The organism is Kitasatospora sp. NPDC057940 (assembly GCF_042887425.1).
GTDB lineage: Bacteria > Actinomycetota > Actinomycetes > Streptomycetales > Streptomycetaceae > Kitasatospora.
Genome location: NZ_JBHVPH010000008.1, coordinates 73,908 through 100,681 on the forward strand (window position 1 = coordinate 73,908; position 26,774 = coordinate 100,681).

A 26,774-nucleotide genomic window follows, 5' to 3' on the forward strand; every position below is an offset into this window, starting at 1 on the left:
GCCCCGGTCCCGGGGCTCGGGTACGCCCCGGTCCCGGGGCCCGGTTACTGCCCGGGCGGTACGCCGGGCAGCGGGGCTACTGCTCCTGACGTACCGACAGTTCGTGTCCCAGGGTGATGATCCGGTGCCGGGTGCGCTGGAAGGCTGGCGCGCAGGAAGTCGGCCCGACCGACTTCCTGCGCACCCGCACCCGTCATCGTCAGGAGACCGCATGACCACCCCCAAGGCCCTGCGCCGCGTCGCGGCCGCGGGCCTAGCCCTGACCGCCTGCCTCGCCACGGCGCCCGCCGCCACGGCCGCCGCCGCCGAGCGCGACGGCGGCCCCGCGAGCGCCGGAGCCGGACTCGACCGCTACCACCACCAGCGCCTCGACTGGCGCAGCTGCGTCCTGGGCCCCGACGACGAGGTGGGCCGCGGCCTGGAGAGCGCGGGCGCGCGCTGCGCGGACGTGACCGTGCCGCTCGACTACAGCGACCCCCGGGGGCGGACGATCACCGTCGCGATCTCCCGGCTCAAGGCCACCGACACCCGGCACCGGATCGGCTCCCTCCTGCTCAACTTCGGCGGCCCCGGCGGGCCGGGCCTCGCCAACTCCGTACTGGTGCGCGGGGCGATGAAGGAGACCGGCGCCCGCTACGACGTGATCGGCGTGGACCCGCGCTTCGTCGGCCGCAGCACCCCGCTGGACTGCGGCCTGTCCAACGGCCCCGTCCTGCCCTCGGCCCCCGACCGGGCGGGCTTCGACCGCCAGACGGCGTGGGCCAAGGACGTGGCCGACCGGTGCCGCGCCACCAACGGCTCGGTGCTGCCGCACATCACGACCCGCAACACGGCCCGCGACCTGGACGTCGTCCGGGCCGCGCTCGGCGAACGGAAGATCTCCTACCTGGGCTACTCGTACGGCACCTACCTGGGCACGGCCTACACCCAGATGTTCCCCGGCCGCTACGACCGGGTGGTCCTCGACGGCGGGATCGACCCGCGCGCCTACAACCCCCGGCTGATGCGGGGCACCGAGAACGAGCACGAGCGGGCGCTCGACGGCTGGGCCGACTGGGCGGCCGCGCACCACGCCGACTACGGCCTCGGCGAGACCCGCGCGCAGGTGCGCGCCACGCTCGACCGCGTCGTCGCGGCGGCCGAGCGGGAGCCGCTCACCGTCGGCACCGCCCCCGACGTCTTCCGGCTCGACGGCAGCCAGGTGCCCTCCGTGGTGTTCGCCGGGATCGCGAGCGACCTCGACCCGGCGCGGGTGGGCCTCGCCGAGGAGCTGTCCGTGCTGGCCGCGGCCGCCGACGGGCGGCCCACCCGGGTGTCGCCCGGCTTCGCCGCCTTCCTGCGGGGGGCGTTCACCAATGCGGGTTCGGTCACCGGCAGCGTGCAGACCGCCATCCTGTGCGGGGACGTGGCCGCCCCGCGCGACCCCGAGGAGTACTGGCGCGACATCGAGCGCGACCGGGCCGCCCACCCGCTGTTCAGCCCGATGACCGACAACATCACCCCGTGCGCGTTCTGGGACGCGCCGCGCGAGGAGCCGACGAAGGTCCGGCGCGACGCCGCGGCGCTGATCGTGGCCGCGAGCAACGACCCGCGCACCCCGTACCGGGGCGCCGTCGCGCTGCACGGCATGCTGCCCGGCTCCCGGCTGGTCACCCTCGAAGGCGCCTTCCAGCACACCAGCTTCGGCGTCTACGGCAACGCCTGCGTCGACGACTCGGTGAACTCCTACCTGGCCACCGGCCGCCTGCCGGGCAAGGACCGCACCTGCGCCAAGCAGTCCTGAGCAGTCCTGAGCAGTCCTGAGCAGCCCTCACCAGGGCCGAGCAGCCGTGGGCAGCCCTTCCTGACCAGCCGAAGGCTGCCCTAGGCTGCGGCCATGCTCTCTGTGGTGGTGGCCCCCTGGGCGGGCGAGGCGGAGCCGGTGTTCGTGCGGGCGCCGGACGAACTGCACGATGCCGCGAGCACGATGAAGGTCGCGGTGCTGGCGGCGCTCGCCCGTGGCGGGGTGGATCTCGATGCCGAGGTGCCGGTGGTGAACCGGTTCGAGTCCGTGGTGGGCGGGGAGTTCGGCAACGATCCCGACTGGGACAGCGATCCGCTGCCGTGGGAGCTGCTGGGCACGCACGTGCCGCTGCGGCTGCTCGCCGAACGGATGATCACGCACTCCTCCAACCTGGCCACCAACCTGTGCCTGGCCCGGGTCGACCGGGCGGCGGTGGCCGAGGCGTGGCGGCGGGCCGGGGCGACGCGCAGCGCGAGCCCGCGCGGGATCGAGGACTACGCGGCGCGCGACGCCGGGGTGCACAACCTGGTGAGCGCGCGGGACCTGGTGCGGCTGCTGCACTCCCTGGGCGGGGAGCCGGAGTTGCTGGCGCTGCTGGAGCGCAACGCGTTCCGGGTGGACCTGGCGGCGGGCCTGCCGCCGGACACCCGGATCGCCTTCAAGAACGGCTGGGTGCCCGGCGCCCGGCACAGCGTGGGCCTGGTCCACCCGCCGGACTGCCCGCCCTACCTGATCGCGGTCTGCTACACCGGCCCGCTGGCCTCGGGCGAGGACCGCACGGACCCGGCGGCCCGGCTGCTGGCCCGGGTCTCGGCGGCGGTGTGGCAGCGGCGGCACGAGCTCGCCGGCGCGTGAGTCGAGGCGTGAGCCGGTGCGTGACCCGGCGCGTGAGCCGGCGTGTGAGCCGGCGTGTGGACCGACGCGCGACCCGGCCCGCCGCCCGCCCGCCTGCTGCGCGGCTTCGCGCAGCAGGCGGGACAGCGGTCAGTACGGCTGGACGAGCACGTGAGCGGCGCCGGGGATGCCGACCTTGAGGAGTTCGTCCTCCTCCGGGGTGGTGGGCGTGCCGGTCTCCTGCTTGAGGACGGCCCGGGAGAGCGCCTGGACCCACATGGCGCGCGGGCGGCGCCTGGCCTCCCAGGCGGCGAGCGCGGCGGGGACGGTCTCGGCGGCGTCCAGGCTCTGGGCGAGGACGAGGGCGTCCTCGACGGCCATCGCGGCGCCCTGGGCGAGGTGCGGGGTGGAGGCGTGGGCGGCGTCGCCGGCGAGCACGATCCGGCCGACGTGCCAGGGCTCCTCGACGCTGACCTGGGAGATCCGCGAGTAGACCACGGCGGACGGGTCGGTGACCTGGGCGAGGGCCTCGGCGATCGGGCCGCCGAAGCCGGCCAGGCGCTCGGCGAGCTGCTCGTGGGCGTGCCCGGGGTCGGGCCGGAAGTCCTCGGCCTCGGCGAACACCGAGCCCAGGTACATGAGGTCGTCGGTGATCGGGGTGAGCAGCGCCTTGGCCTTGAGGTTGCCGGTGGACATCACCACGCCCTGGACCTCGGGCGAACGCGGCAGGGTGACGCGCCAGTTGGCGAAGCCGGTGTACTCGGGCGCGTACTTCTCCCCGTAGAGGCGCTTGCGCAGCGGGGAGCCGATGCCGTCGAAGCCGACGACGAGGTCGTAGCGGCCGCGGTGCCCGTCGGTGAGGGTGGCGTCGACGCCGTCGGCGTCCTCGGTGAGGTCGGCGATGGTGGTGCCGAAGCGCAGGGTGGCGCCGGCCCGGGTGGCGGCGGTGGCGAGCACCTGGGCGAGGGCGGGGCGGGGGATGCCGTTGTTGGAGGGGGCGTCGCCCATCCGGGGCTGCGGGATCTTGGCGAGGGTGGCGCCGGCCGGGTCGCAGATGGTCAGCACGTCCCACTCGAAGCCGGCGGCGAGGCAGTCGTCGAGGACGCCTATCTCGCGCATCACGTGGAGGGCGTTGGAGGGCTGGATGATGCCGACGCCGAGGGCTTCCAGCTGGTCGCGCAGTTCGGCGACGTCGACGTGGTGGCCGCGCTCGGCGAGGGCGGTGGCGAGGGTGAGCCCGCCGATGCCGCCGCCGTGGACGAGGACGCGCAGGGGTGAGGTCATGGGGTGGCTCCTGGGGAAGGGAGGTGGTTCAGCCGACCGACTTTCAGCCGGCCGACGTTCAGCCGACTTTCAGCCGACGGGGGCGGCGGAGAGGTCCATCAGGTGGTCGACCAGGGCGAGCAGCAGGTCGCGTCCGAAGGCGCGTTCGCGGACGTCGCCGAGGAGCATCGGCACCTGCGGGTCCAGGTCGAGGGCGGCGCGGATCTCGTCGGGGGTACGGGTGTTGTGGCTGTGGAAGCAGTTGATGGCGACGACGAAGGGGATGCCCCGGCTCTCGAAGAAGTCGATGGAGGCGAAGCTGGTGTCGAGCCTGCGGGTGTCGGCGATGACGATGCCGCCGAGGGCGCCGTTGACGAGGTCGTTCCACATGAACCAGAAGCGTTCCTGCCCGGGGGTGCCGAACAGGTAGACGACGAGGTCCGGGTTGACGGTGATCCGGCCGAAGTCGAGGGCGACGGTGGTGGTGTCCTTCTGGTCGACGCCGGACAGGTCGTCCACGCCGACGCTGGCCCGGGTCAGGTACTCCTCGGTGCGCAGCGGGGCGACCTCGCTGACGGAGCCGACGAGGGTGGTCTTGCCGACGCCGAAGCCGCCCGCGATGAGGATCTTGACGGCGGCCGGCGCGGTGGCGACGCCGGCGTCAGCGGCACTGCTGGGGTGGGGTGTTGCCATGGTTCAGAGTCTCCGGAGTCCTTCGCGAACGGCCGTGAGCAGGCCGAGGTCCACGCCTCCGGCGGCCCGGGCCACCGAGAGCGGCGCCCGGGCCCGCAGCAGGCCCTGGGCGACCAGGTCGCCCAGCAGGATCTTGGTGACCGAGACCGGGAGGTCCAGGCCGGCCGACACCTCGGCGACGGCGGCGGGCCGCCGGCAGTGGTCGAGGATCATCCGGTGCTCGGGCTGGAGGCCGCGGGCACCGGCGCGGCTGCCCCGCGCCAGGGCCCGGGCGGCCTCGTCCTCGACGGTGGTGAGCACGGTGATCAGGGTGAGGTCGTCGCGCTCGGGCGCGGTGCGGCCGCGGGTGATGGTGTACGGGCGCACCATGGCGCCCGACTCGTCCTCGGCGTCCTCGTCCGGCAGTTCGCTCCAGTGCGGGACCCCGCCGCGCTGCCCGCTCCCGCTCCCGTTTCCGTACGGGCCCACCGGTGTCAGCTCCGGTTCCGGGCGGCGAAGGCGTCGAAGCCGGCGGGGGAGGCGGCGCCGGCCTCGGCACGCACCGGGGTGGTCATCTTCTGGCCGACCTGCTGCACCAGGGTGTGCATGGCGACCGACATGACCTCGGCGTCGACCTCCTGGGAGGCGACGACGGCCAGGTGGGTGCCCTGGGCGGCGGCGATGATGAACAGCCAGCACTCGGCGAGTTCGACGATCACCTGGTGGACGGCCCCGCCGTCGAAGAGCTGGCCGACGCCGCGGGCCAGGCTCTGCTGGCCGGTGGCGACGGCGGCGAGGCGCTCGGCGTCGGCCCGTTCGATGGTGCGGGAGTGGCTGACGACCAGGCCGTCGTCGGAGAGCAGGACGGCGTTCCTGGTCCCGGGCACCGAGTCGACGAGTCCGTCCAGCAGCCAGTCCAGGTCCTGGTGGGTGGCGATCGTTCGGTTCATGACTGGTCATCCGTTCGTGTGGTTCGGGGGTCCGCGGCCGGCAGGGCCCAGGGGGAGGGGTCGGACGCGGGCGTCGGGGAGCCGGCGGGGGCGGTGGGGGGAGCCGGTGGGGTCACGGCCCCGGGCAGCGGGTGCTCGCCGCTGTCCTGGGCGCGGGCGGCACGGGACTGGCGCTGGAAGGCGCCGATCGTCGCACCGGAACGCTTCGCCGGGCGCTGGAAGGGGCCGCCGGCGGGCTCGGTGGCCGGGGCGGCGGATTCGGCGCGGGGCCCGGCGGCGGGCTCGGCCCACTGCGGGCGGGGCACCGGCGGGACACGCAGTTCGGCGGCCAGGCTGGCCTGCCGGACGCGCTGGGGCAGCGGGGGCTGCTCGGTCTCGGTGGGGCTGAGCGGCACCGCGGAGGCGTACTCGCGGCGCTGGCGCCGTTCGGCCAGCCGGTAGTGGTCGGCCGGGCGGTACTGCTCGTCGGCGTACGGGGCCTCGGCGTCGGTGACCCGGGCGTAGGCGATGTCCGGGTAGGCGGGCACGTCGTGCGAGGGCGGCTGGTCGACCGGGGCGTCGGGGGCCGGCGAGCTGTGCTCGATCGGCTGCTCGGCGTACGGGGCGGGGAACGGCGCGGGCTCGGCGGCGGGCGCGGCCTCGGGCCGGACGTACTCGACGTGCCCGAAGGCCTGGACGGGGGCGGTCAGCGGGTCGAACGGGAGCTGCTGGGTCTGCCCGAGCGGTTCCACGTACCCGGGCTGCTCCACGTGGCCGGGCCGGTCGACGTGCTGGACCTGCCCGAACACCTCCACCGGCTGGAAGGACTCGGCCGCGGCCGCGGCGAAGGCCTCCACCGGCGGGAGGGACGCCGCCGGCGGGAGGGACTCCGTCGGCGCGAAGGACTCTCCCGGCGGGAAGGAGTCCACGGGCGCGACCGGCGGCCCCGCCGGCGCCGACTCCGGGGCCTCGTCGGAGGCGGTGAGCAGCGCCTTGCGGGAGCGCCGCACGAGCGGGATCGGTTCGACGGGGGCGGCGTCGGGCAGCCCGGCGTCGCCGTCGATGACGAGCTCGTCGGGGACGAGCACGACGACCCGGGTGCCGCCGAAGGCCGACGGCCGGAACTCGATCTTGAGTCCGTTGTGCGCGGCCAGCCGGGCGACGACGTAGAAGCCGAGGCGGACGTCGTCCGCCCGGGCGAGCACGTCGGTGCGGGGCGGGCGGCTCATCAGTTCGTTGGCGGCGTCGTACTGCTCGGGGTCCATGCCGAGGCCGCGGTCCTCGATCTCGACGGCGAGTCCGCGGCCGACCATGGCGGCCCGGACCTCGACCGGGGTGGGCGGCTTGGAGAAGGTGGTGGCGTTCTCCATCAGCTCGGCGAGCACGTGCGCGACCGGGCCGACGGCCCGCTCGGACAGCCACGGGTGGCCCTCGACGTCGATCATGATCCGGCGGTAGTCCTGCACCTCGCCCTGCGCGGCGCGCAGCACGTCCAGCAGCGGGACGGGCTTGCGCCAGCGCCGCTGCGGCTGGCCGCCGGCCATGATGACGAGGTTCTCCTCGTAGCGGCGCAGGCGGGCGGTGAGGTGGTCGAGGTCGAACAGGCCCTCCAGGACCTCCGGGTCCTCGTGCTTGCGCTCCAGCTCGTCGAGCTTGCGCAGCTGGCGGCCGATCAGCAGCTGGGTGCGGCGGGCGATGCGCTGGAGCAGCCGCTCGAAGCCGCGGTGCTGTTCGGCCTGCTTGACGGCGGCCTCGACGGCGGAGGCGCGGGCCAGGTTGAGGGCCTGGCCGAGGCGGGCGAGCTCGTCGGTGCCGTTGCCGTGCGGGCCGGCGGTGATGGTGCGGGTGTCGGTCTCGACGTCGACCTGCTCGCCGCGGCCGAGGCGTTCGACGACCTCGGGGAGGGTGCGCTCCATCTCCTCGGCCTGGGTCTGGAGTTCCTTGATGCGGCGGCGCAGCGAGCGGCTGAGCCGCCAGGAGGCGATGATCACCGCGACGACGGTGATCAGGCCGACGACGGTGGTCAGGACGACCGTGGTGAGGAGGGAGAGGATGGTGCCCTTGCCGACGTCGACGATGCCGCTGGTGCGGGTCTCGATGGCCTTGACCAGCTGCGGGTTGAGCTGGTCGAGGGCCTGGCGCCACTGGTCCTGGGCGGCGGGCAGTTTGACGGTGCCGTTGGCCTCGGCGGCGGTGGGCTTGGTGAGCGACTGCTCGACGGCGGCCTTGGCCTGCCAGGCAGGGCTGTTCATCAGGTCGTGCCAGGCGGCGGCCTCGCCGTCCGGGATGTACGGGAGGACCTGGACGGTGAAGAGGTGCTCCTGCGCCCCGACGGACTGCTGGACCTGCTGGTAGTCGGTGACGGTGAGCCGCCCGGTGGGCCAGCCGCGGGCGAGGATGGCGTCCTCGCGGGCGAGCATCTCCTTGGCCCAGAAGGCGTTCACCAGGGTCTTGGAGATCCAGGTGACCTCGCCGGTGTCGACGTGGCTGAGTGCGGTGAACAGCCGCAGGTCGACGGCGATCAGGTCGGTGTAGTACGCGTACAGGGTCTGCTGGTCGATCGAGCCGTGGTCGACGGCGGCGCGCTGTTCGGCGAGCTTGCCCATCGCCTGGCGGGCCTCGGTGACGGCGGTGCGGACCTCTTCGGGGGCGCTGTCGGCGGTCTCGCCGGAGAGGACCTGGAACTGGCGGACCGCGTCGTCGGTCTGCTGGCGCTGGCGGCGCAGCTGGTCGGTGTTGCCGCCGGGCCGGGCGAGCGCCTCGGCGCTGAGCCGGCGCTCTTCCTGGAGGCTGTAGTAGACGATGTTGGACGGCTGGCCGGCCTTCTGGGCGAGCAGGCCCTGGGCGGCCTGGCGCTGGAAGTCGAAGACGGTCTCGCCGCTGGTGACCGCCCACAGGGCGGCCAGGGCGATGCTGGGGACGACGGCGAGGACGAGCAGCGCCGTCCGCAGTGACAGGCGCGGACGCCTGCGGGGGGCCTTCGGCGTCGGGGGCCGCCGATTCGCACGCGCGCGCAGAGCAGTCTCCTTGGGGATGGCGGCCGGCCTGAGCGGGGCGGCCGTCCGGGGCACGGGCTTGACGAGGCGATACTAGTCATACCGTGTGATTGGAGTGAAAGTGCGTTCGCCGCCTGGACCGTGGTCACACACGCTCCGGACACAATGTCATCTGACGGTTGATCGTGCGTGCTCGAAGCATCCCAGTTCGGAGCGGGTTGACGAGGCGTCGGCGATCGGAGCGGGCCGCCGGGTGGCCTCCGTGTGAAAACTGTGTGCCCGCGCTCCGGATATCGCCCCCGGCCGCTCCACCCGCCTCGCCCGCCCCGCTCAGTCGGCCAGCAGGCGCGACCGGGTGGCCTCCAGTTCGGCCGCCAGCACCCGCCCGGCCTCCTCGGCATCGCCCCGGTGCAGCGCCCCGACGAGGTCCGCGTGCGAGGCGTAGCCGTGGTTCGGGTCCCCGCTGCGCAGCCCCAGCACCCCCACCAGGTCCACCAGGTGCTCCCTCAGGACCGGCACGAACTGGGCGAACAGGTCGTCCAGCACCGGGTTGTGCGCGGCCGCCACCGCGGCGGTGTGCAGCGCGATGTCGGCGTCCACGAAGGCCGCGTCGTCCGCGCCGCCCGCCGCCAGCCGGGTGGCCAGCGCCGCGTCCACGGCGGCGAGGTCCGTCTCCGTGCGGCGCGCGGCCGCCAGTCGGGCCGCCTGCACCTCGACCATGGTGCGCACCTCGTAGACGTGCGCCAGCTCCGCCCGGCGCAGCCGGGTCGGCCAGTCCAGGGCGGGCCGGTCCGCCGTCACGAACACGCCCGACCCCTGCCGGCTCTGCACCATCCCGGCGCCGGCCAGCGCGCGCAGCGCCTCCCGGACGGTCGAGCGGCCGACGCCCAGCTCCTTCGCCAGGGCGACCTCGCCCGGCAGCTTCCCGCCCACCGGCCAGTGTCCGGCGGTGATCTGCTCCTCCAGGCGGCGGGTGGCCTGGTCGACCAGGGGGGAGCGGTGGAGGGGGCCGAGCGGGGGCATGCGCGTTCACCTGTCAGCTTGTCTGAGGACTTGGTTCGTGGTTAGTCTACCCGGCATGCAGCCGTGGAGTCTCCCTCTGGGTGGCCTTCTTCTTGGTGGCCGCAGCGGGGCGTGACCGGACCGGCACCCCGCTGCGGGGCGCCGTCCTGCCGGTCCACCGGTACCTCCGTAAGGACTCATCATGCGATTCCCGACCCTGCGTACCCCCGCCGGCCCCGTCCCGGTCACCGCCCCCGCCTGGAACCCGCAGCGCCCGGGTGCCATGCCCTCCCACCGCTACCGGCCCGCCCACGAGCGCGTGCACGTCCCCGCACTGATGCGGCGCTGGCCCGGCCGACGGATCAACCACGCCCCGCTGTGGGTCCCCGTCGACCTGCGCGACGGCAACCAGGCACTGGCCGAACCCATGGACCCGGCACGCAAACAGCGGATGTTCGACCTGCTCCTGGCCATGGGCTTCAAGGAGATCGAGGTCGGCTACCCCTCCGCCAGCCGCACCGACTTCGACTTCGTCCGGCAACTGGCCACCGTGCCCGGCGCGGTGCCCGAGGACGTCACCGTCGTCGTCTTCACGGCGGCGCGCGCCGACCTGATCGACCGCACCTTCGAGGCCGTCGAAGGCCTGCCCCGCGTCGTCGTCCACCTCTACACCGCCACCGCCCCGCTCTGGCGCGAGGTCGTCCTCGGGCGCGACCGGCACGAACTGCGGGCCCTGATCACCGAGGCCGCCACCCACCTGGCGCGGCGGGCCGACGGCCGGCCCGGGGTGCGCTTCCAGTTCTCGCCCGAGGTGTTCAACCTGACCGAACCGGACTACGTCCTGGAGGTCTGCAACGGCCTCACCGAACTGTGGGACGCCAGCCCCGACCGGCCCGTCGTCCACAACCTGCCCGCCACCGTCGAGATCGCCACCCCCAACGTCTACGCCGACCAGATCGAGTACCTGCACCGGCACCTGGAGCGCCGCGAGTCGGTGATCCTCTCCGTCCACCCGCACAACGACCGGGGGACGGGCGTCGCCTGCGCCGAACTGGCCGTGCTGGCCGGCGCCCAGCGGGTGGAGGGGTGCCTGTTCGGCAACGGCGAGCGGACGGGCAACGTCGACCTGGTGACGCTGGCGCTCAACCTGCACACCCAGGGCGTCGACCCGATGCTCGACTTCTCCGACCTCGACGAGATCCGCCGCACCGTCGAGCACTGCAACCGGCTGCCCGTGCACGAGCGCCACCCCTACGCGGGGGACCTGGTGCACACCGCCTTCTCCGGCACCCACCAGGACGCCATCAAGAAGGGCTTCGCCCACCACGCCAAGGTGGCGGCCGAGTCCGGCGTCCCGGCGCGCGAGGCGCCCTGGTCGGTGCCGTACCTGCCGATCGACCCGGCCGACCTCGGCCGCGACTACGAGGCGGTCATCCGGGTCAACAGCCAGTCCGGCAAGGGCGGCATCGCCTACCTGCTCCAGACCGGGCACGGGCTGGAACTGCCGAGGCGGCTCCAGATCGAGTTCTCCCGGGTCGTGCAGGAGGCCACCGACGACAGCGGGCGGGAGGTGACGGCGGAGGAACTGTACGGGCTCTTCCGCGCGGAGTACCTGGACGCGGCGCCGGACTGGCCGTGGCGGGCCGGCGACGACTGGGCGGAGGTGGACGGCCGGCGCGGCGAGGGCGCCGGCCCGCTCGACGCGGTGGCCGACGCGCTGCGGGTCGACATCCTGCACTTCAGCGAACACGCCGTCGGGGCTGGCGCGGGCGCTGGTGCGGGTGCCGGCTCCGGTACCGACGCCGTCGCCTACGTCGAGGCCCGGGTCGGCGGGGTCGGCGGACAGGTGGTGTGGGGCGCCGGGCGGGACGGCTCGGTGCTCACGGCGGGCGTACGGGCGGTGCTCAGCGCCGTCGGCCGCGCGCAGCGGGGGTGACCCGTACCGACGGGAGTTGGACGGAGCCGGCCCACCGCGACACCGTGCGCGGTGGGCCGCGCCGCCTACATCGGCTTCGGTGCGATCATCGCGAACGGCGCGCCCTGCGGGTCGGCCACCACCGACATCCGGCCCGCCACCATGTCGAACGGCGGGGCGAGGACGGTGCCGCCGTGCTTGACCAGGGCGTCCACGGTGGAGTCGACGTCGTCCACCGCGAAGTACGTCAGCCAGTGTGCGGGCGTGCCGGGCGGGTCGTTGGCGAGCAGCGAGACCCCGCCGACGGCCCGGCCGCCGACCCGCAGCTCCCAGTACTGCTCGGCGCCCTGCGCCGGCTGGATCTCGATGCCGAACGCCTCACCGTAGAAGGCGGTGGCGCCGGGCAGGTCACTGGTGTGCAGCTCGTTCCAGATCAGCGCGCCGCTCTCGTTGACGACCCGGGCGCCGGAGAACTCGCCCGGCTGCCAGACGCCGAACACCGCGCCCTGCGGGTCGGCGGCGATCAGCATCCGGCCGAGCTCGCCGACGTCCATTGCCGGGACGAGCAGGGTGCCGCCCGCGCCGACGATCGCGTCCTGGGTGGCCTGCGCGTCGGTGGTGGACAGGTAGCTGGTCCACACGGTCGGCGGGGTGGGCATCCCCTCCGGCGCCATCGCCGGTCCGATCCCGGCCGCCGCCTTGCCGTTCAGCTCGCAGACCGCGTACCCGCCGAACTCGGCCGGGCCGACCTGCCCCTGCCAGCCCAACAGGTCGCGGTAGAAGTCCAGTGCCGCCTGCTGGTCCTGCGCCATCAGATCGACCCAGCACGGAGTGCCGGTCGGGTACGGAGTGGTGACTTCGGGCATTCTCGCTCCTTCAGGTGAGGTCCTGCGTCGGTCACCCTCTCGTCGCGGACCGTGCGCCGCCACTCGACACGCTGTCACGCCCCGCCGGGCGACACCGCTCACCGCCGCTCACCGCCGCTCACCGCCGTCGAAGCGGACAGGGTGGGGGCGTTTCGGAGGTGGGGCCGAACGTTCGGGGGCACACCACGGCGGCGACCGACCGGAGCTGCTGGCCGGGTGTCCAGTACGTCCACACCACGTCGTGCGGGAACGTGTCGAGGAACGCCAGGGCGTGATCCAGCCGGGTGGCCGAGGGGAGGTCGCCCTCCGCAGCGGGGGAGTCGGCGAGCTGCTTGCCCAGCCAGTCGAGCACCTCGGCCGGGTCGTCGGTAGTGAGCCTGATCTGCGCCGCCGACTTGGCGAGCCAGTGCATGACCTCCAACGGCGGTACGGGGCTGCCCCATTCGGGCCGCAAGCCGTTCTGCGGTCCGGGCGGCCGCCGCTCGGCGTCGTCGGGCCGCTTGCCGCCCGCCCACGCGTAGCAGTGCCAGTGGAGGCCGGGCCTGTTCCAGTGATCCATGAGCGCCCTACCCTGGGTGTGAGGCGGGCCCCGCTCCCAGCTGCGTTGGGAGCGGGGCCCGCTGGTGCGAGGTGGTGCGTCAGGCGGAGGTGGTGAAGCGGTCCGGGTCGATGCCGGCGGAGCTCAACTCCACCGTGGTGAAGCGCAGTTCACGCCCAGGAGCCTTGGTGTCACCCATCACCCACAACCCGCCGGCCACCTCGGGCACCTCCCGCAGGGTCACGCACGACTCCCCGTCGTCACCCCCACCCTGGTTCCCGCCACACGCCTTGTAGGCGGCGAATCCGGCCGGGATCTCGATCTCGTACAGGTCGCTCACTGCACTGCCTTCCTGTTCGATGCTGAAGAGAGACGGCCCCATCCCGCGCTGGCTGATGAGGTGTCGTCAGATCGACGGTAGGAAGCCGTGAGTGCCACGGTCCACGAAGTTGCACTCGGTTGCACCGGTTCACCCGAGGGAGTTGACGGCCCTGGTGATGCACGCGCGTGCTGCCGGACCCCGATCGGCGAGTTTCGCCAGCTCGGCGAACGCCCTGTGGTAGGTGCCGATTTCGCTCGGCGTCGAGATGTTGATTTCCGCCGTCAAGGTTTCCACGGCGACCAGGTCTTCATCGAAGGCGTAGAACGCTTCAAGCGGCCAAACCGAACGACGCACGCCGAAGGGAATGATTCCGAAGGATACGTTCGGCTGTGCCATCACGGACAGGAGGTGCCCGAGCTGGCCGGCCATCGCGGCATCGTCGGCCACTCGGTAATACAGCACCGATTCCTCGACCAGAATCGCGAACCGCTGCCCTGGGTTGCGGATGACACTTGATCGCTCGATCCTCGCCTGGACGGCTTGGTCGACGTCGTCAGGCGTCCCCTGGAAGTCCGTGATGGAGCGCAGGAGGCCGGATGCGTATTCGGCAGTTTGCAGCATCCCCGGTACGACATTGGACGCGTAGACGCGGAAGTGCCGGGTTCGCTGATACAGCGGAACCGTTTTTTCGTGGATCTTCCGCATGCCGTCACGGTGAATCTGCTGCCACTGTATGTACATGGAATCAGCGGAACGCGAGGCGGCGATGAGGTCTGCCGCCTGGTCGTCGACGTCACAGGCGGCACACCATGCGCGGATGTCGGCGTCCGACGGTGGAGTTACGCCTCGCGAGATCCGAGAGGACTTTGACTTGTGCCATCCGCAACGAGCGGCCAGCTCGTCCCCTGTGAGCCCGGCGTCCTTCTTCATCGCGTCCAGGCGCGCGGCTATCGCCGCACGCGCGGACTTCGCGCTGGAGAGCGGGTTGGAGGACATGGACTGGCCGATCGGGTTCCTGGGCGGAGAGCTAGACGGTGAACTTCTCGTGCGGGGTCCCGGACTCCCAGACCGCTTCGAAAGCCGAAGCGCACAGTGACACCACCGCGGCGTCTTCCGTCTGATCCGTCTGAACCCATCGGCCGGCGCCATCGAAAATGTTGAACTGAACGAGTCGACCGTCAAAGATCCAGCAGTCATTGCCGGGAAGAGCGATTCCGGACGCGCTGCGTCGGGGGAGCCAGCGGATTTCTTCACCGGCGGCAATGTTGGTGAAAGTGCCGGAGTGCTCGAAGCGGATGTACTCGCTCACCGGTTCCGAGACCACGCGGGCGCGGCGAATCGCGATGCCGTGGCCGGTGACTTCCTGCACCAGATCGAGCCAAGGCCGCCACCAGGACTCGCGGTTGTCGGGATCGAGTCTCTTCCCGCGGCGCCACGCGGCGAACCCCTCGGTCTCGTTCTCCACCGAGTACCAGTCCCGCATCTCGAGGTGCAGCGCGGAATGACGTGCGGATTTGATCAGATCGGCGAAGCTAGAGAGCGTCTGTGCCACCAATGGCCTCCCTGAGAAGTGGAATCATGCGCCGGGGCAGCCGGATGACGGTCTCGTGCTCGGGAATCGGCCCGGCCTTCAGGCACTCGACTTCCGTTGCCTCGTCCGCTTTCCAGCCTTGGATCACCAGCTCTGCCCGTTCCTCGTCCACCCACACGGAGGGACACCCGTGGTCCCCGGACTCGGGGTCCTTGCCGACGAACCGTAGCTTCATGACCGCCTCCGCCATCGAGTCAGTTGCGCCCAGTTGCAACGACCCTGGGCCCCGCGCGGGTGTGGAGTCAAGGGCGCATCGGGGCGCAGTGGAGGCGGACGCAGCTCAGACCTCGCTCCAACCACCCGCCAGGGTGCGGAAGAAGGTCCGGATGTCGGCCACCAGCAGGTCGGGCTGTTCCAGGGCGGCGAGGTGGCCGCCGTGGCGGGGCGGCCGCTAGCCCAGTTCGTAGTGGACGAGCTCGTCGGTCACGGTGGTCACGACGAAGCCGGTCTTCGTCAGGACCCTTCCCGAGGCGGGGTTGCCGACGCGGTGCTCGGCGGTGACCCGTGGGGTGCGGTGGTGGGCGAGGAAGCGGCGCACCGCTGTGGTGGCGTAGCCGTGGCCCCAGGTGTCCTCGCGCAGGATGTAGCTGAGGCTGCCCGTGTGGCCGGTGATCCGGAGTCGGACGATGCCGATCAGGTCGTCGTGGACGTCGATGCCGAGGACGCGTGCGGTGCGCGGCCGCTGCGCCTCGGCCTCCCGGGCTTCGCGTACGTAGTCGTGGGCCTGGGTGGCGGTCATCCGGCCGAACCACAGGTCGGCGACCGACCTGCCGCTGTAGATGCGGCGGACGGCGGGGGCGTCGGCCGACCGGAGCTCGCGCAGGTGCACCCTTCCTCCAAGTCGTGGCGTCGGTCCGGGACTTCACCCTGTCGGGCGGGAAGCCGACGGGAAGCCCCGGACCCTGGGCGGCTCAGGCGAAGATGAGGCGGAAGATCTGGTTGTAGACGAAGAAGCCGCCGGGCTGGCCGGGGATCGGCTGCAGGTTGAACGTCTCGGTGAACTGCATGGGCTTGTCGAAGGCGTTGTCGATGGCGAGGCCGCCCGTGACGGTGACCAGTACGCCGTTGCCCGGCGCGGGCTGCGCGTCGTTGGTGGACACCGCGTGCTTGACGGTGGCGAGTTCGGGCGTCGTCAGCTTCGCGAGGATGTTCTGCTGCCCCTGGGCCTGGGTCTTCTCCCAGGTGAGCATCGACTCGGGCCGGTAGAGGCTGCTGAGGTTGTTGCGCCCCGCGATGCCGGAGTCGAAGGTGTTGTAGTAGTGGCACACGAACGAGTTGGCAATGGCGTTGAAGTCCATGCGCGGAACGTACCGGTCCACTCACAACGGGTGTGTGCCGTTTGGGGGAACTGCCACCGGGGCGGCTGGATCCCCTTATCCTGGTGGGCCCCTGACGGGCTCCTGGCGGGCTCCTGGCGGGCTCCTGGCGGGCCCGGCGCCCGTACCCGTCTTGACTCTCCCACCGTGGGAGAGCCGACAGTGGGGCGCATGCACGTCGATGAGGTCGATGAAGCGGTGCTGTTGAGCATCGGAGAGGTCGCGCGCAGGACCGGGCTGTCGGTGAAGCTCATCCGGCACTGGTCCGACACCGGGGTGGTGCCGCCGGCCCGGCGGACCGCTGCTGGGTACCGCCGCTACGACCCCGCGTCCCTGGGCCGTCTGGAACTGGCCCGGACCCTGCGGGAGCTCGGGCTGGACCTGGCGGCGATCCGTGCCGTCCTCGACCGCGAGCACACCCTGACGGGCGTGGCGGCGGCACACGTCGACGCGCTGGAGGTGCGCATCCGCCTGCTGCGCACGCAGCAGGCGGTGTTGCGCTCCGTCGCCCGCCGGACCACCACTGCCGAAGGACTCGCCTTCATGACCCGAACCGCCCGCATGTCCGCCGCCGAACGCCGCTCGCTGATCCACGACTTCGTGGCCGGGACGCTCGCGGAGCTGGACGTGCCGACCTACCGCCGGGAGCAGCTGGCCGCCGTCGCCGACCTGCCCGAGGACCCCACGGACGAGCAGGTCGACGCCTGGATCGAACTGAGTGAGCTGGTGGCCGGCCCGGAGCTGCGTGCGGGGATGCGCCGGCTGGCCGAGTACTCCTCCCGGCACGCGCCCGGCGAGCACGACGAGAGCGCGCTGCGCGCGCTGCGGCAGCTGGCCGAGGACTGGAACCGTCGGGTGGCCGCCGCGATGCGGGAGGGGATCGCCCCGGATTCGCCGGCGGCCGACTCCGTGGTCGCCGCCGTCGTCGCGGCCTGGATCCCCAGCCCTGCGAACACCGGCGGTGCCGCGGACGCCGCCGCGGACGCCGCCGAGGCGACGGACAGTGACGGCGCGCCCGCCCGGCGGAGGTTGCTGGAACAGCTCACCGCGGCGTCCGAGCCCAGTGTCGAGCGGTACTGGCAGCTCCTGTGCGTCCTCAACGGCCAGCCCGTGGCACCCGGCGTGGCGGACACCGGGGCCTGGCTGAAGACCGCGCTCCGCGCCAACCCCGCTCCGGGCGCGCGGGACGGCGAACTCGCCGCCCTGTACGGGGCCGACGCCGACGCCTGGCGGCCCGGTGGCGTGCTCGACGCCTGCGAGCGGGTCCAGAACGCCGTGGCGGAGCTGCTGCGCGACGTCCACCCGGACCAGCTCAACCTGCCGACTCCGTGCGACGGCTGGGACGTGCGCGCCCTGATCGACCACATCGTCTGGGAGAACCTGTTGTGGGGTGGCCTGGCCCGGGGCTTCCCCCGCACCGACGTCGGCGCCGACCATCTCGGAGACGACCACGTCGGGGCGTTCCTCGCCGCCGCGCGCGACGCGCTCACCGCGTTCCGCCGCCCGGGAATGCTCGACCGGCGATTCGGCCCGGCGCCCGGCCGCCGGCTCGTCGAGCAACTCGTCATCGAACTGCTGCTCCACGGCTGGGACTTGGCCGCCGCACTCGGGCGGCCGCGCGACTTCCTCCCGGACCTCGCCGAACTCGCCCTGCCGGTGGTGCGGGAGATCTACGACTCCCTGCCGAGGACCCCGGGAGGCTCCTTCGCCCCGCCCCGGCCCGTCCCCCCTGCCGCACCCGTGCTCGACCACCTGGCGGGCTACCTCGGCCGCACCGTCACCTGACCCCGCCCGCCGATCCATGAGCCCTCAGGGCCGAGTGCGCCCTGGTGCCGGCGGCCGGTGTTCCGGCGCACCGCCGGTGTCGGTGGGTGCGGGTAGCGTGGGCGCACGTGGCCAGTTGGGCCGACACCCGGGGGAACCGATGGAGAACGCGCGGGACCACGGCCGGACCGTGCGGAACGGTTCGCTCGCCATGATCGGCCTGGGGGTCCTGCTGTTCGTCCTCAGCCTGGTCTACCTGATACCGCACGACATGGGGGTGACGTCGGCTCTCCGCAGTCGCGGCGTCCACGTGTCGGCGGTCGTCACCGACTGCGCCGCAGTGAGCGGGCCGCAGGACAATCCGGCGGGCAACTCCCACTGCCGGGTGCGGTTCACGACGTCAGAGGGGGCGTCCGTCGAGACCCGACTCGCCTACGTCACCGACACCGTCAAGGCCCGCGACACCGTGACGGTGGTGTACGACCCCCGGCACACGGACGTCGCCGCCCTTGCTTCGAGCATCGGATTCTGGAACGCACTGGGCCGGAACGCGCTCGATGTGGTCGCACTGGTGGCGTCCGTCCTCATGACCCTGCTGGGCCTCGCGGTCCATCTCGCGTACCGCCGGCTCACCCGGGCGCGCAGACGGCCCACCGCTCCTCAGGCGGTGGGCGGTTGAGAGTGGCTGCTTTTCAACCGGACGAGTTCGCTGCGCCCGGCCAGTGCCTCCTGCTCGACTCCGCCGAGGCTTGCCGCCGGGCGATGTAACTATTACAGTTACGACATGGAGAGGGGTGATGGACGGCATGAGCGCGAACAGTAGGTTGACCGTCGCCGCGCACGCCCTGACCTGGATCGGGCTGTACCAGCGCCGTGGCCACGAGGTCGCCACCTCCGAGCAGATCGCCGCGAGCGTCAACACCAACCCCGTGGTGATCCGCCGCCTGCTGGCCCAGCTGCGCAAGGCGGGCCTGGTCGACTCGCGAAGGGGTGCCGGGGCCGGCTGGACGCTGTCGCGGGACCTGTCGGCGATCACCCTGCTCGACGTCTACCAGGCGGTGGAGCCGGGGCCGATCTTCGCCCTGCACCCCGCCACGCCCGACCCCGAGTGCGTGGTGGGCCACGGCATCGCTCCGGTGATGGCCGCCGTCTACGACGGGATCGAGGCCACCCTCCGCCGGGAGCTGGCGGGGACCACGCTGGAGGATGTGCTGCGCGACGTGCTGAAGGCCGCCTAGCCTCGGCCGTGGCAGTGCTTCCCGTGCCGGTTTTTGCGCCCAAAAATGTAACAAGAATAGTTACGTCAAGATTCGGAGAATCTCATGGGACAGCTGGACAACAAGACCGCCCTCGTCACCGGCGCCTCCACCGGCATCGGCCTGGCCATCGCCCGCCGCTTCGCCGCCGAGGGGGCGACCGTCTACCTCACCGGCCGCCGTGAAGCCGAGCTGGCGGCCGCCGTCGAGCAGGTCGGCAGTCGGGGCATCGGCGTCCGGGGCGACGTGTCGAAGCTCGACGACCTCGACCGGCTCTTCGCCGAGATCACCGAGCGCAGCGGACGGCTCGACATCGTCGTGGCCAACGCCGGCCTCGGGGACTTCGGCCCGCTCGGCGAGATCACCGAGGAGGAGTACGACCACACCACCTCCGTGAACCTCAAGGGCACGGTCTTCACCGTGCAGAAGGCGCTCCCGCTGCTGTCGGCCGGCGCCTCGGTGATCCTGCTCTCGTCGAGCGCGGCCCTGCGCGGCGTCCCGGGTCTGGGCGTCTACGCCGCGACCAAGGCCGCGATCCGCAGCCTCGCCCGCACCTGGGCCACCGAGCTCGCCGGTCGCGGCATCCGGGTCAACGCCCTCACCCCGGGCCCGGTCACGACCCCCGGCGCCGACGAGCTGCGGGCCGCGTCCCCCCAGGTCGATCAGGCCGTCGCCACGACCCCGCTCGGCCGTGTCGGCCGACCCGAGGAGGTCGCCGCCACCGCCCTCTACCTGGCCGGGGACCAGAGCTCTTTCACCACCGGCGCGGAACTGCTCGTCGACGGCGGCCTCACGCAGCTCTAGGGATGTTCCGTCTCGGCGCGGAACCTGGGCGGAGTGGAAAGCCGGAGCGGAAAAGCGGAGCGGAAAAGCGGGGCAGAAAAGCGGGGCAGAAAAGCGGGGCGGCAAAGCGGCGTGGGAAGTCGGCCCCGCCGACTTCCCACTCCCTCACCGGACTTCGGTCAGCGGCACAGGGCCGTGTCGACGACGTTCTCGACGTGCTCCGAGCCGGTGGCGTCCGACGGGATGGTGGTCACCGCGATGTTGACGGCGCGGCCGTCGTCCGTCGCCCCGCCCCGGGTCTCGTAGCCGGGGATGTCGCCGCCGTGGCCCCAGTAGACGCCGCCGCAGGACAGCGGTCGGCTGATGAGTCCCAGGCCGTAGGCGGCGCCGCTGTCGCCGATGGGGACGGTGGTGCGCATCTGGGCGAGCTGGGCCGGTTGGAGGAGGCGGCCGCCGAGGAGGGCGGTGAAGAACTGGTTGACGTCGAAGTTGGTGGAGACCATCTGGCCCGCCGCCCCGCCCGCGGAGGGGTCCAGCTCGGTGAAGTCGACCAGGTGCCCGTCGGCCGCGTCCTTGAGGTAGCCGTGGGGGTGGGCCTCGCGGATGGTCCGGTCGCCCTGGGCGGGGTAGTAGGTGTGCCGCAGGCCGAGGGGCTTGATGATGCGCTGGTCGATCTGTTCGGCGATGGGGCGGCCGGTGACCTTCTGGACGACCAGGCCGGCAAGTATGTAGTTGGTGCTGCTGTACTTGAAGCTCGCCCCCGGGGCGAAGTCGGCCTTGTGCTGGAAGGCGATGTCCAGCAGGTCGCGCGGCTCGAAGTACCGGTGCTGGATGGCGTGTTCGTCGATGTAGCCCTCGTAGTCCGGGAGTCCGCTGGTGTGCTGTAGGAGCTGGCGGACGGTGATGTGGCGCCCGTCGATGCCGTCACCGCGGACCAGGCCGGGGAGGTAGGACTCGACGGGCTCGTCGAGCCCGATCTTCCCCTCGCCGACCAACTGCAGCACGACCACCGCGGTGAACGTCTTGGTGTTGCTGCCGATCCGCACCTGGCCGTCGATCGGCACCTTCGCGCGGGTGGTGACGTCGCCGACCCCCGCGGTGTAGGTGCGGGTGCGGCCGTCACGGCCCTGGACACTTGCCAGCGCGGCGGGCAGGCCGTCGTCACGGACCAGCGCGTTCAGCCCCTGCTGGACGGCGTCCGGGCGGGGGGCGGCGGCTGCCGTGGACGGTGCCAGGGCGGTGCCTGCGGTCATGACGCCGACGGCCACCGCGGCGGCCGCCGCCACGACGACCCCGCGCCGACCGGCCTGCGGGCGCCGGGAGGAGGGCCGGGACGAACGCCAGGAGGAAGGTCGGGAGGAAAGGGGCTGCCACATCTGCTCGCGCACGAGTCAACTCCGGTGCAATCAGGGGGGCCGGGAAGTCCTCCCCGGGTGTGATCGCCAGTCTGCTCGGGCGGCTCGTCGACGACCTCCCCCGACCGGGGGAGCGCTTTCTCCCACGTTTCCGCGATACGCGCCGAGCGCCCCGTACACCGAGTGCCTCGCACGCCGACCGCCCCGCACGCCGACGCGGGGCCGGCCCGACGGGGGTTGCGGGCCGGCCCCGCGGGCCTGGTCGGGCGGTCGTGGCCGGCCGTTCGTGTTCAGTTGGCCGCGTCCGGTCGGCCGCGTTCAGCCGGTCGCGCCGACCGCTACTCGGTCAGCATCTTCTCGCCGGCGTTCGGCAGCTCGGCGCCCTTCTTGTCGAAGAACTGCCACGACGTCACCTTCTTGCCCGGCTGCTCGGCGACCACCAGCCGTTGGTACGGGGAATCCCCGACGGCCTTCAGCCACGGCTCCATGACCGAGCCGTCCGACCAGGTCACCAGGACCTTGCCGACGTCCGGGCCGAGGGCCATCACGGCGAGCTTGATCGGGAGCGGGCCCGGGGTGCCGGCCTTGTCCCGGGCGCCGACCAGGGCGCCGCTGAACGTGTCGGCCATCCCCTCGGGGACGTGCCCGGGCGCCGGGTAGCTGTTCTGGATGTCGGACGGCTGGCGCACCCCGTCCAGGGTGACGTAGTCGTTCACGACGTCCTCGTTGGGCTGCCAGTAGTGCTGGACGTACTCCTCCGTCGGCTGGTCGAGCGAGGAGTCGACGGCGTGACGCTCCTTCCAGACGGCCACCGCCTGCTCGTACGCCTTGTCCTTCGGGGCGACCGGCCAGAGCGCCGTGAAGAGCTGCCACTTCTTGCCGTCGGGGGTCTCGCCCTGGGCGATCGGCACCCGGACCGGGGTGAGCGGGTCCCGCTCGGCCGTCGCCGAGCCGGACGGCTGGGCGGCCGGACCGCCCCCGGTGCCGCCGCCAGGGCCGCCGTTGGCCGGGACGAGCGACTGGCTGCCGCTGCTCGCGGGGGAGCTGTGCAGACCCGCCATCGTCCCGCCGCCCAGCACCACCACCGAGGCCAGCGCGAGCGCGCCGACCACCGACCGGCGACGGCGCCGGATCCGGCGGCCGCCCGCCATGATGTCCGCCATCGGCGCCGGGCCGACCCTGGCCCCGGACGCCACCTCCGCCAGGCCGAGTCCGACCCACACGTCGCCGTCGTCGCCCGCCGCGCCCATACCGACCGTCCCGCCGTTGCCGCCCGCGCTCATACCGCACCTCCGATGCTCGTCATGCCCTTGATTTCCTTCAGCGCCGCGGCCCCCCGCAGCCTCGCGATCCCCTTGGCCGCGTGGCTGCGCACGGCTCCGGCCGAGCAGCCCATCGCCTCGGCGGCCTGACTGTCGCTCAGGTCCTCCCAGTACCGCAGCACCACGGCCTCGCGCTGGCGGGCCGGCAGGGCGGCCAGTGCCGTCATCAGCGCGCCGCGCTGGTCGGCGCGGGCGTAGCAGTCCTCTGCTCCGGCCTCGTCCGGCACCGCGTACACCAGCAGCTCCGGCGCGCGGCGGCGCCAGCGGCGGGCGTGTTCGTTCACCAGGATCCGCCGCACGTAGCTGTGCGGATCGCCGGCCCGTCGCACCTTCGCCCAGGCCGCGCAGGCCTTCTCGGCCGCGGACTGCACCAGGTCCTCGGCCGCGTACTGCTCCCCGGCCAACAGGTACGCCGTCCGCAGCAGCCGTGGCCAGGCCCCGACGATGAACGCCTGGAACTCCTCGTCCCGGTCGGTCTTCGTGCCTCCCATGAGCACCTCCTCACCCACCTAGAGCCCGGAAGCGGCCCAAAGCGCTTACTCCCGCCGATCACCAAACCGGTTGGCGTCCCCCAGGGGCGTCGATACGATCCGCAGATGATCCTCTCCCATGACGTATCTCATGACGTGCCGGGGAGCCGCCCGACCCTGGTGCTGCTGCACTCGTCCGTGTGCGATCGGAGGATGTGGGACCCGCAGTGGCAGGGGCTGGTCGACGCGGGCTACCGGGTGATCCGGGCCGACTTCCGGGGCTTCGGCGACACGCCTCCGGCCGACGCCCCGTACAGCGACGCGCAGGACGTGCTGGCGCTCCTCGACCACCTGGGCGTCGAGAGCACCGCGTTGATCGGTGCCTCGTACGGGGGGAAGATCGCCCTGGACGTGGCGGCGCTGCGCCCCGGGGCCGTCACCGCGCTGGCCCTGCTCTGCTCCGGGGTGTCCGGGCACGTCGCCGGTGACGCCCTGATGGCCTTCGCCGCGCGGGAGCGGGAACTCCTCGCGACCGGGGACGTCGAGGGCGCCGTCGAGCTCAACGTCGAGAGCTGGTTGGGCCCGGAGGCGGGCGACGAGGCCCGTGAACTCGTCCGCCGGATGCAGCGGCGCGCCTTCGAGGTGCAGGCGGACGCCGAGGTCGGCCCCACCGGCGACGAGGCGGACATCTCCCGGATCACGGCGCCCTGCCTGGTGGTGACCGGCGGCCACGACCTGGACGACTTCCGGCGGATCGCCGACTCCGTGGCGAGCCGGATCCCCGGCGCCCGCCGGCTCGAACTGCCCTGGGCCGGCCACTTCCCCGGCCTGGAACGGCCCGAGGAGACCTTCGAGCTGCTCACCGGATTCCTCCGCGAGACGGCGTAGGCGCCTGCCCCGCTTCGCCCCGCTCCGCCCCGAGGAGCGCTGCCTCAGTCGGCGGGGCCGCGCCGGCCGGGGCGGGTCGGGTCCGGGCAGGCCGGGTCGGAGGAGGACGGATCGGGACAGGCCTGGCTGGGGCAGGCCGCGTCGGGATCGTCCAGCAGCAGTTCCAACAGCGGTACGGCCGCCTCCAGTTGGCGGCACTGCTGCGGGGTGAGCCGCGTGCTGCGGCGGGCCAGCAGGGCGGAGCGCTCCCGGCGGATCCGGGTGATCGCCGCCAGACCGGCCGGGGTGAGTTCGAGCAACTGGGAGCGGCCGTCCAGCGGGTCGGGGGTCTTGGCGATCAGGCCGTCGGCGATCAGCGGGGCGATCGTCCGGAGCACCGACGGGACGGCCACCCCCTCCAGCGCGGCGAGTTCGCCGAGCCGCAGCGGGCCGTGCACCTCCACCCGGGCCAGGGCGGAGAGTTGGGCGACGGTGAGGTCCTGGCCGCCGGAGGCGCGGGCCATCTGCCGGTTGAGCCGGCCGATCGCCAGCCGCAGTCGGACGAGGGCCTCGGCGGAGAGACCGGCCCCGGCTGCGCCGTGGCTCCCGACCTCGGCGTCGGCATCGGGGTCGGTCACGGCGTCGGGGTCGGTCACGGCGTCGGGGTCGGTCATGGCGCCGGCGTCGGTCACGGCATCGCGCCCGGTCATGGCCTGCGGGCCTTCCCGTGCGCGGCGGGCCGACCCGCGCGGGGCCGTTCGGCGGCCTCGCCCGCGCCCGTCCGGGTGCGGCGGGGGCGGCGCGGCCCGGTCCGCTCGCGCACCAGCGAGGCCGCCGCGGCGACCAGCGACATGGCGATCGCCAGCCAGAACACCACGACCAGGCCGTCGTGGAAGGGGCCCGAGATCAGTTGCGGGAAGAACTCCCGGCCGGTCAGCGTCCGGGCGTTGGCCGCCGGGAGCACGCCGAGCACGTGCGGGCCCAGCAACTGCTGGATCGGGTTGTACCCGAGGAACGCGGCGAAGAGCGTGCCGACCGGTGGCAGCGAGGCGATGGCGTGCGCGTCGGCGGCGGGCACGCCCTGCGCCGTCAGTCCGGCGGTGAGGGTGTGCGGCAGCGAGCCGGCCAGGCCGGCCACCATCAGCGAGAAGAAGACGCCGATCGAGAGCACCATGCCGGCGTTCTGGAAGGTGGCCCGCATGCCGGAGGCGGCGCCGCGGGCCTCGGCGGGCACGCTCGACATGATCAGCGAGGTGTTGGGGGCCGCGAACAGACCGCCGCCCAGGCCGTTGAGGAACACCAGGACGGCGAACCACGGGTAGCCGAAGTCGGTGGGCAGGAGCAGCAGTCCGGCGAAGGACAGGGCCATCACCACCAGCCCGCCGGAGGCGAACAGCCGGGCCCCGGCCCGGTCGGAGAGGTAGCCCGAGACCGGCCCGGCGGCCAGGAAGCCGACGGTCAGCGGGACGAGGTAGATGCCCGCCCACAGCGGGGTGTCGGCGTAGTCGTAGCCGTGCAGGGGCAGCCAGATGCCCTGGAGCCAGATGATCAGCATGAACTGGAGCCCGCCGCGGGCGATCGAGCCCAGCAGGGTGGCCGCGTTGCCGCCGGCGAAGACCGGGTCGCGGAACAGCGCCAGGGGGAACATCGGCTCGGCGACCCTGGACTCGACCAGGCAGAAGGCGATCAGCAGCGCCACGCCGCCGAACAGCCCGCCCAGCACCCAGGGGCTGGTCCAGCCCATGGTGTGGCCGCCGTAGGGCTGGATGCCGTAGGTGATCGCGGCGAGCAGGGCGGTCAGGCCGACGCCGAAGGTGACGTTGCCCCACCAGTCGATCCGGGCGGGCCGCCGTACGCCGGTCTCGCGCAGCGACCGGTAGGCCCAGACCGTGCCGAGGATGCCGATCGGCACGTTGACCCAGAAGATCGACCGCCAGTTCCACTCGGCCAGCAGCCCGCCCAGCACCAGGCCGATGAAGGAGCCGGCGATGCCCGCGACGATGTTCACCCCCAGCGCCATGCCGCGCCGGTGGGCGGGGAACGCGTCGGTGATGATCGCGGCCGAGTTGGCCATCAGCATCGAGCCGCCGATCGCCTGCACCACCCGCCAGCCGATCAGCCACAGCGCGCCCGGCCCGCCGTGCAGCGGGTCGAGGGAGAGGGCCACCGAGGTGAGGGTGAAGATCAGGAAGCCGGCGTTGTAGATCCGCACCCGGCCGTGGATGTCGCCCAGTCTGCCGAGGGTGACCACCAGGACGGCGGTGACCAGCATGTAGCCCATCAGCATCCACAACAGGTAGCTGACGTTGCCGGGTTGGAGCGGGTCCAGGCCGATGCCGTTGAAGATCGCGGGGAGGGAGATCAGGACGATCGAGGCGTTGATGGTGGCGATCAGGGTGCCGAGCGTGGTGTTGGAGAGTGCGACCCACTTGTACCGCGGATGGTCCGCCGCCACGGCCCCGTGGACCGTGCGGACGCGCCTGCCCCTGCCGTTGTTCGGGATCTTCGTCGCCACCGCTGCCCCCAGGTGAGTGGCAGCCCGGGGGCCGCCAGTCGGAGAGTACTTCGATAGCTTTCGCTAACTAACGATAGTCCGACCATCCTGCCGCTGATAGCCCGCAGGCATTCGGGGGACCGCGATCGGCCACGCGCCACGCGCCATGGGCCACGGGCCACCGGCCGCCGGCGGCCCGCTCCCGCTCGGCCGGGGCCCGACGGCCGGCTCGTACGCACAGGCCCGCCGCGTCCGGCAGCCCCTGCTTTCCGACGCGGCGCATGCACATTTCCACCACATTCCCGCGGTGCCGTGCGGCCTTTTCGCGGCGCCGGATGTCCGAATTGCCTGACCGGGGCGGCTTCGTGTCGAATTCCTTGACATGACCACCTTCTCATTTTCGTCTGCCGCAAGTAAAACTTCGCAAAGAATGGCT

Annotated in this window: 27 protein-coding genes; 8 read left to right on the forward strand and 19 right to left on the reverse strand. The window is 72.7% G+C overall.

The genetic code is table 11. The features are described 5' to 3' along the window. Nucleotides 1-211: 211 nt before the first annotated feature. Nucleotides 212-1,783: an alpha/beta hydrolase gene (locus ACFVTF_RS15370; RefSeq protein ID WP_387813818.1), complete on the forward strand. Its 1,572-nt coding sequence runs from the start codon at nucleotides 212-214 to the stop codon at nucleotides 1,781-1,783. 93 nt (nucleotides 1,784-1,876) lie between these two features. Then, nucleotides 1,877-2,638 (forward strand): serine hydrolase, encoded by a 762-nt coding sequence (locus ACFVTF_RS15375; RefSeq protein WP_371520080.1) that lies wholly within the window; start codon nucleotides 1,877-1,879, stop codon nucleotides 2,636-2,638. 129 nt (nucleotides 2,639-2,767) lie between these two features. Here ACFVTF_RS15375 and ACFVTF_RS15380 read toward each other — a convergent pair whose 3' ends face one another. The 6 genes from ACFVTF_RS15380 to ACFVTF_RS15405 all read right to left on the reverse strand — a co-directional run bounded on the left by ACFVTF_RS15380 (nucleotide 2,768) and on the right by ACFVTF_RS15405 (nucleotide 9,500). Next, complete coding sequence (locus ACFVTF_RS15380) at nucleotides 2,768-3,901, reverse strand: FAD-dependent monooxygenase (protein ID WP_387813821.1); 1,134 nt, start codon at nucleotides 3,899-3,901, stop codon at nucleotides 2,768-2,770. Between the two features lie 69 nt (nucleotides 3,902-3,970). Further along, nucleotides 3,971-4,573, reverse strand: a complete 603-nt coding sequence (locus ACFVTF_RS15385) for an ATP/GTP-binding protein (protein WP_363579619.1) — start codon at nucleotides 4,571-4,573, stop codon at nucleotides 3,971-3,973. 3 nt (nucleotides 4,574-4,576) lie between these two features. Then, nucleotides 4,577-5,041 carry a DUF742 domain-containing protein gene (locus ACFVTF_RS15390; RefSeq protein ID WP_371520086.1) on the reverse strand — a complete coding sequence of 155 codons (465 nt, stop codon included), beginning with the start codon at nucleotides 5,039-5,041 and terminating at the stop codon, nucleotides 4,577-4,579. A 5-nt stretch (nucleotides 5,042-5,046) separates the two neighbouring features. Then, nucleotides 5,047-5,502 (reverse strand): roadblock/LC7 domain-containing protein, encoded by a 456-nt coding sequence (locus tag ACFVTF_RS15395; protein ID WP_063349794.1) that lies wholly within the window; start codon nucleotides 5,500-5,502, stop codon nucleotides 5,047-5,049. Further along, on the reverse strand, nucleotides 5,499-8,552 hold the full coding sequence (locus ACFVTF_RS15400) for a nitrate- and nitrite sensing domain-containing protein (RefSeq protein ID WP_387813824.1): 3,054 nt from the start codon (nucleotides 8,550-8,552) through the stop codon (nucleotides 5,499-5,501). Before ACFVTF_RS15400 ends, ACFVTF_RS15395 begins: the two co-directional genes overlap by 4 nt. 255 nt (nucleotides 8,553-8,807) lie before the next feature. Continuing rightward, nucleotides 8,808-9,500 carry a FadR/GntR family transcriptional regulator gene (locus ACFVTF_RS15405; RefSeq protein WP_387813826.1) on the reverse strand — a complete coding sequence of 231 codons (693 nt, stop codon included), beginning with the start codon at nucleotides 9,498-9,500 and terminating at the stop codon, nucleotides 8,808-8,810. Nucleotides 9,501-9,681: 181 nt separating this feature from the next. Between ACFVTF_RS15405 and ACFVTF_RS15410 the strand changes: the two genes are divergently transcribed. Then, nucleotides 9,682-11,415: a 2-isopropylmalate synthase gene (locus ACFVTF_RS15410; protein ID WP_387813828.1), complete on the forward strand. Its 1,734-nt coding sequence runs from the start codon at nucleotides 9,682-9,684 to the stop codon at nucleotides 11,413-11,415. Between the two features lie 65 nt (nucleotides 11,416-11,480). Here ACFVTF_RS15410 and ACFVTF_RS15415 read toward each other — a convergent pair whose 3' ends face one another. The 8 genes from ACFVTF_RS15415 to ACFVTF_RS15450 form a co-directional block, all read right to left on the reverse strand. Continuing rightward, nucleotides 11,481-12,260 carry a VOC family protein gene (locus ACFVTF_RS15415; RefSeq protein ID WP_387813830.1) on the reverse strand — a complete coding sequence of 260 codons (780 nt, stop codon included), beginning with the start codon at nucleotides 12,258-12,260 and terminating at the stop codon, nucleotides 11,481-11,483. Nucleotides 12,261-12,378: 118 nt separating this feature from the next. Then, the gene (locus tag ACFVTF_RS15420) at nucleotides 12,379-12,819 is read right to left on the reverse strand and encodes a hypothetical protein (RefSeq protein ID WP_387813832.1); all 441 of its coding nucleotides are present in this window, start codon (nucleotides 12,817-12,819) and stop codon (nucleotides 12,379-12,381) included. Between the two features lie 79 nt (nucleotides 12,820-12,898). After that, nucleotides 12,899-13,138, reverse strand: a complete 240-nt coding sequence (locus ACFVTF_RS15425) for a DUF397 domain-containing protein (RefSeq protein WP_387813834.1) — start codon at nucleotides 13,136-13,138, stop codon at nucleotides 12,899-12,901. A 129-nt stretch (nucleotides 13,139-13,267) separates the two neighbouring features. Continuing rightward, nucleotides 13,268-14,116, reverse strand: a complete 849-nt coding sequence (locus tag ACFVTF_RS15430; RefSeq protein ID WP_387813836.1) for a helix-turn-helix domain-containing protein — start codon at nucleotides 14,114-14,116, stop codon at nucleotides 13,268-13,270. Nucleotides 14,117-14,147: 31 nt separating this feature from the next. Beyond that, nucleotides 14,148-14,672 (reverse strand): DUF6879 family protein, encoded by a 525-nt coding sequence (locus tag ACFVTF_RS15435; RefSeq protein WP_387813838.1) that lies wholly within the window; start codon nucleotides 14,670-14,672, stop codon nucleotides 14,148-14,150. Next, nucleotides 14,653-14,886, reverse strand: a complete 234-nt coding sequence (locus ACFVTF_RS15440; RefSeq protein ID WP_350883004.1) for a hypothetical protein — start codon at nucleotides 14,884-14,886, stop codon at nucleotides 14,653-14,655. Before ACFVTF_RS15440 ends, ACFVTF_RS15435 begins: the two co-directional genes overlap by 20 nt. A gap of 216 nt (nucleotides 14,887-15,102) precedes the next feature. After that, a complete protein-coding gene (locus ACFVTF_RS15445) occupies nucleotides 15,103-15,540 on the reverse strand; it encodes a GNAT family N-acetyltransferase (protein ID WP_387813840.1) in 438 nt (145 codons plus the stop codon). A gap of 82 nt (nucleotides 15,541-15,622) precedes the next feature. Continuing rightward, nucleotides 15,623-16,009 carry a nuclear transport factor 2 family protein gene (locus tag ACFVTF_RS15450; protein ID WP_387813842.1) on the reverse strand — a complete coding sequence of 129 codons (387 nt, stop codon included), beginning with the start codon at nucleotides 16,007-16,009 and terminating at the stop codon, nucleotides 15,623-15,625. 189 nt (nucleotides 16,010-16,198) lie between these two features. On the opposite strand from ACFVTF_RS15450, the gene ACFVTF_RS15455 reads away from it, so the two are divergent. The 4 genes from ACFVTF_RS15455 (at nucleotide 16,199) to ACFVTF_RS15470 (ending at nucleotide 19,851) form a co-directional block, all read left to right on the forward strand. Beyond that, nucleotides 16,199-17,812 carry a TIGR03086 family metal-binding protein gene (locus ACFVTF_RS15455; RefSeq protein WP_387813844.1) on the forward strand — a complete coding sequence of 538 codons (1,614 nt, stop codon included), beginning with the start codon at nucleotides 16,199-16,201 and terminating at the stop codon, nucleotides 17,810-17,812. Nucleotides 17,813-17,951: 139 nt separating this feature from the next. Then, nucleotides 17,952-18,470 carry a DUF3592 domain-containing protein gene (locus ACFVTF_RS15460; protein ID WP_387813846.1) on the forward strand — a complete coding sequence of 173 codons (519 nt, stop codon included), beginning with the start codon at nucleotides 17,952-17,954 and terminating at the stop codon, nucleotides 18,468-18,470. A 127-nt stretch (nucleotides 18,471-18,597) separates the two neighbouring features. Continuing rightward, on the forward strand, nucleotides 18,598-19,029 hold the full coding sequence (locus ACFVTF_RS15465) for an Rrf2 family transcriptional regulator (protein ID WP_387813848.1): 432 nt from the start codon (nucleotides 18,598-18,600) through the stop codon (nucleotides 19,027-19,029). Nucleotides 19,030-19,113: 84 nt separating this feature from the next. Further along, entirely contained in the window at nucleotides 19,114-19,851 is a 738-nt protein-coding gene (locus ACFVTF_RS15470; RefSeq protein ID WP_363579601.1) for an SDR family oxidoreductase, read from the forward strand. A gap of 158 nt (nucleotides 19,852-20,009) precedes the next feature. On the opposite strand, the gene ACFVTF_RS15475 is transcribed toward ACFVTF_RS15470, so the two are convergent. The 3 genes from ACFVTF_RS15475 to ACFVTF_RS15485 form a co-directional block, all read right to left on the reverse strand. Further along, on the reverse strand, nucleotides 20,010-21,083 hold the full coding sequence (locus ACFVTF_RS15475) for a serine hydrolase domain-containing protein (RefSeq protein WP_387813850.1): 1,074 nt from the start codon (nucleotides 21,081-21,083) through the stop codon (nucleotides 20,010-20,012). A 440-nt stretch (nucleotides 21,084-21,523) separates the two neighbouring features. Continuing rightward, a complete protein-coding gene (locus ACFVTF_RS15480; RefSeq protein WP_371520125.1) occupies nucleotides 21,524-22,468 on the reverse strand; it encodes a hypothetical protein in 945 nt (314 codons plus the stop codon). After that, the gene (locus ACFVTF_RS15485) at nucleotides 22,465-22,998 is read right to left on the reverse strand and encodes a SigE family RNA polymerase sigma factor (protein WP_387813852.1); all 534 of its coding nucleotides are present in this window, start codon (nucleotides 22,996-22,998) and stop codon (nucleotides 22,465-22,467) included. The genes ACFVTF_RS15480 and ACFVTF_RS15485 overlap by 4 nt, the downstream gene beginning before the upstream one ends. A gap of 105 nt (nucleotides 22,999-23,103) precedes the next feature. Here ACFVTF_RS15485 and ACFVTF_RS15490 point away from each other — a divergent pair, with 105 nt between their 5' ends. Continuing rightward, entirely contained in the window at nucleotides 23,104-23,865 is a 762-nt protein-coding gene (locus tag ACFVTF_RS15490; protein WP_387813854.1) for an alpha/beta fold hydrolase, read from the forward strand. Nucleotides 23,866-23,909: 44 nt separating this feature from the next. Here ACFVTF_RS15490 and ACFVTF_RS15495 read toward each other — a convergent pair whose 3' ends face one another. Both ACFVTF_RS15495 and ACFVTF_RS15500 read right to left on the reverse strand, forming a co-directional pair. Continuing rightward, entirely contained in the window at nucleotides 23,910-24,554 is a 645-nt protein-coding gene (locus ACFVTF_RS15495) for a MarR family winged helix-turn-helix transcriptional regulator (protein WP_387813856.1), read from the reverse strand. Beyond that, nucleotides 24,551-26,299, reverse strand: coding sequence for an MFS transporter (locus ACFVTF_RS15500; protein ID WP_387813858.1), 1,749 nt, complete (start codon nucleotides 26,297-26,299; stop codon nucleotides 24,551-24,553). The genes ACFVTF_RS15495 and ACFVTF_RS15500 overlap by 4 nt, the downstream gene beginning before the upstream one ends. Nucleotides 26,300-26,774 lie beyond the last annotated feature (475 nt).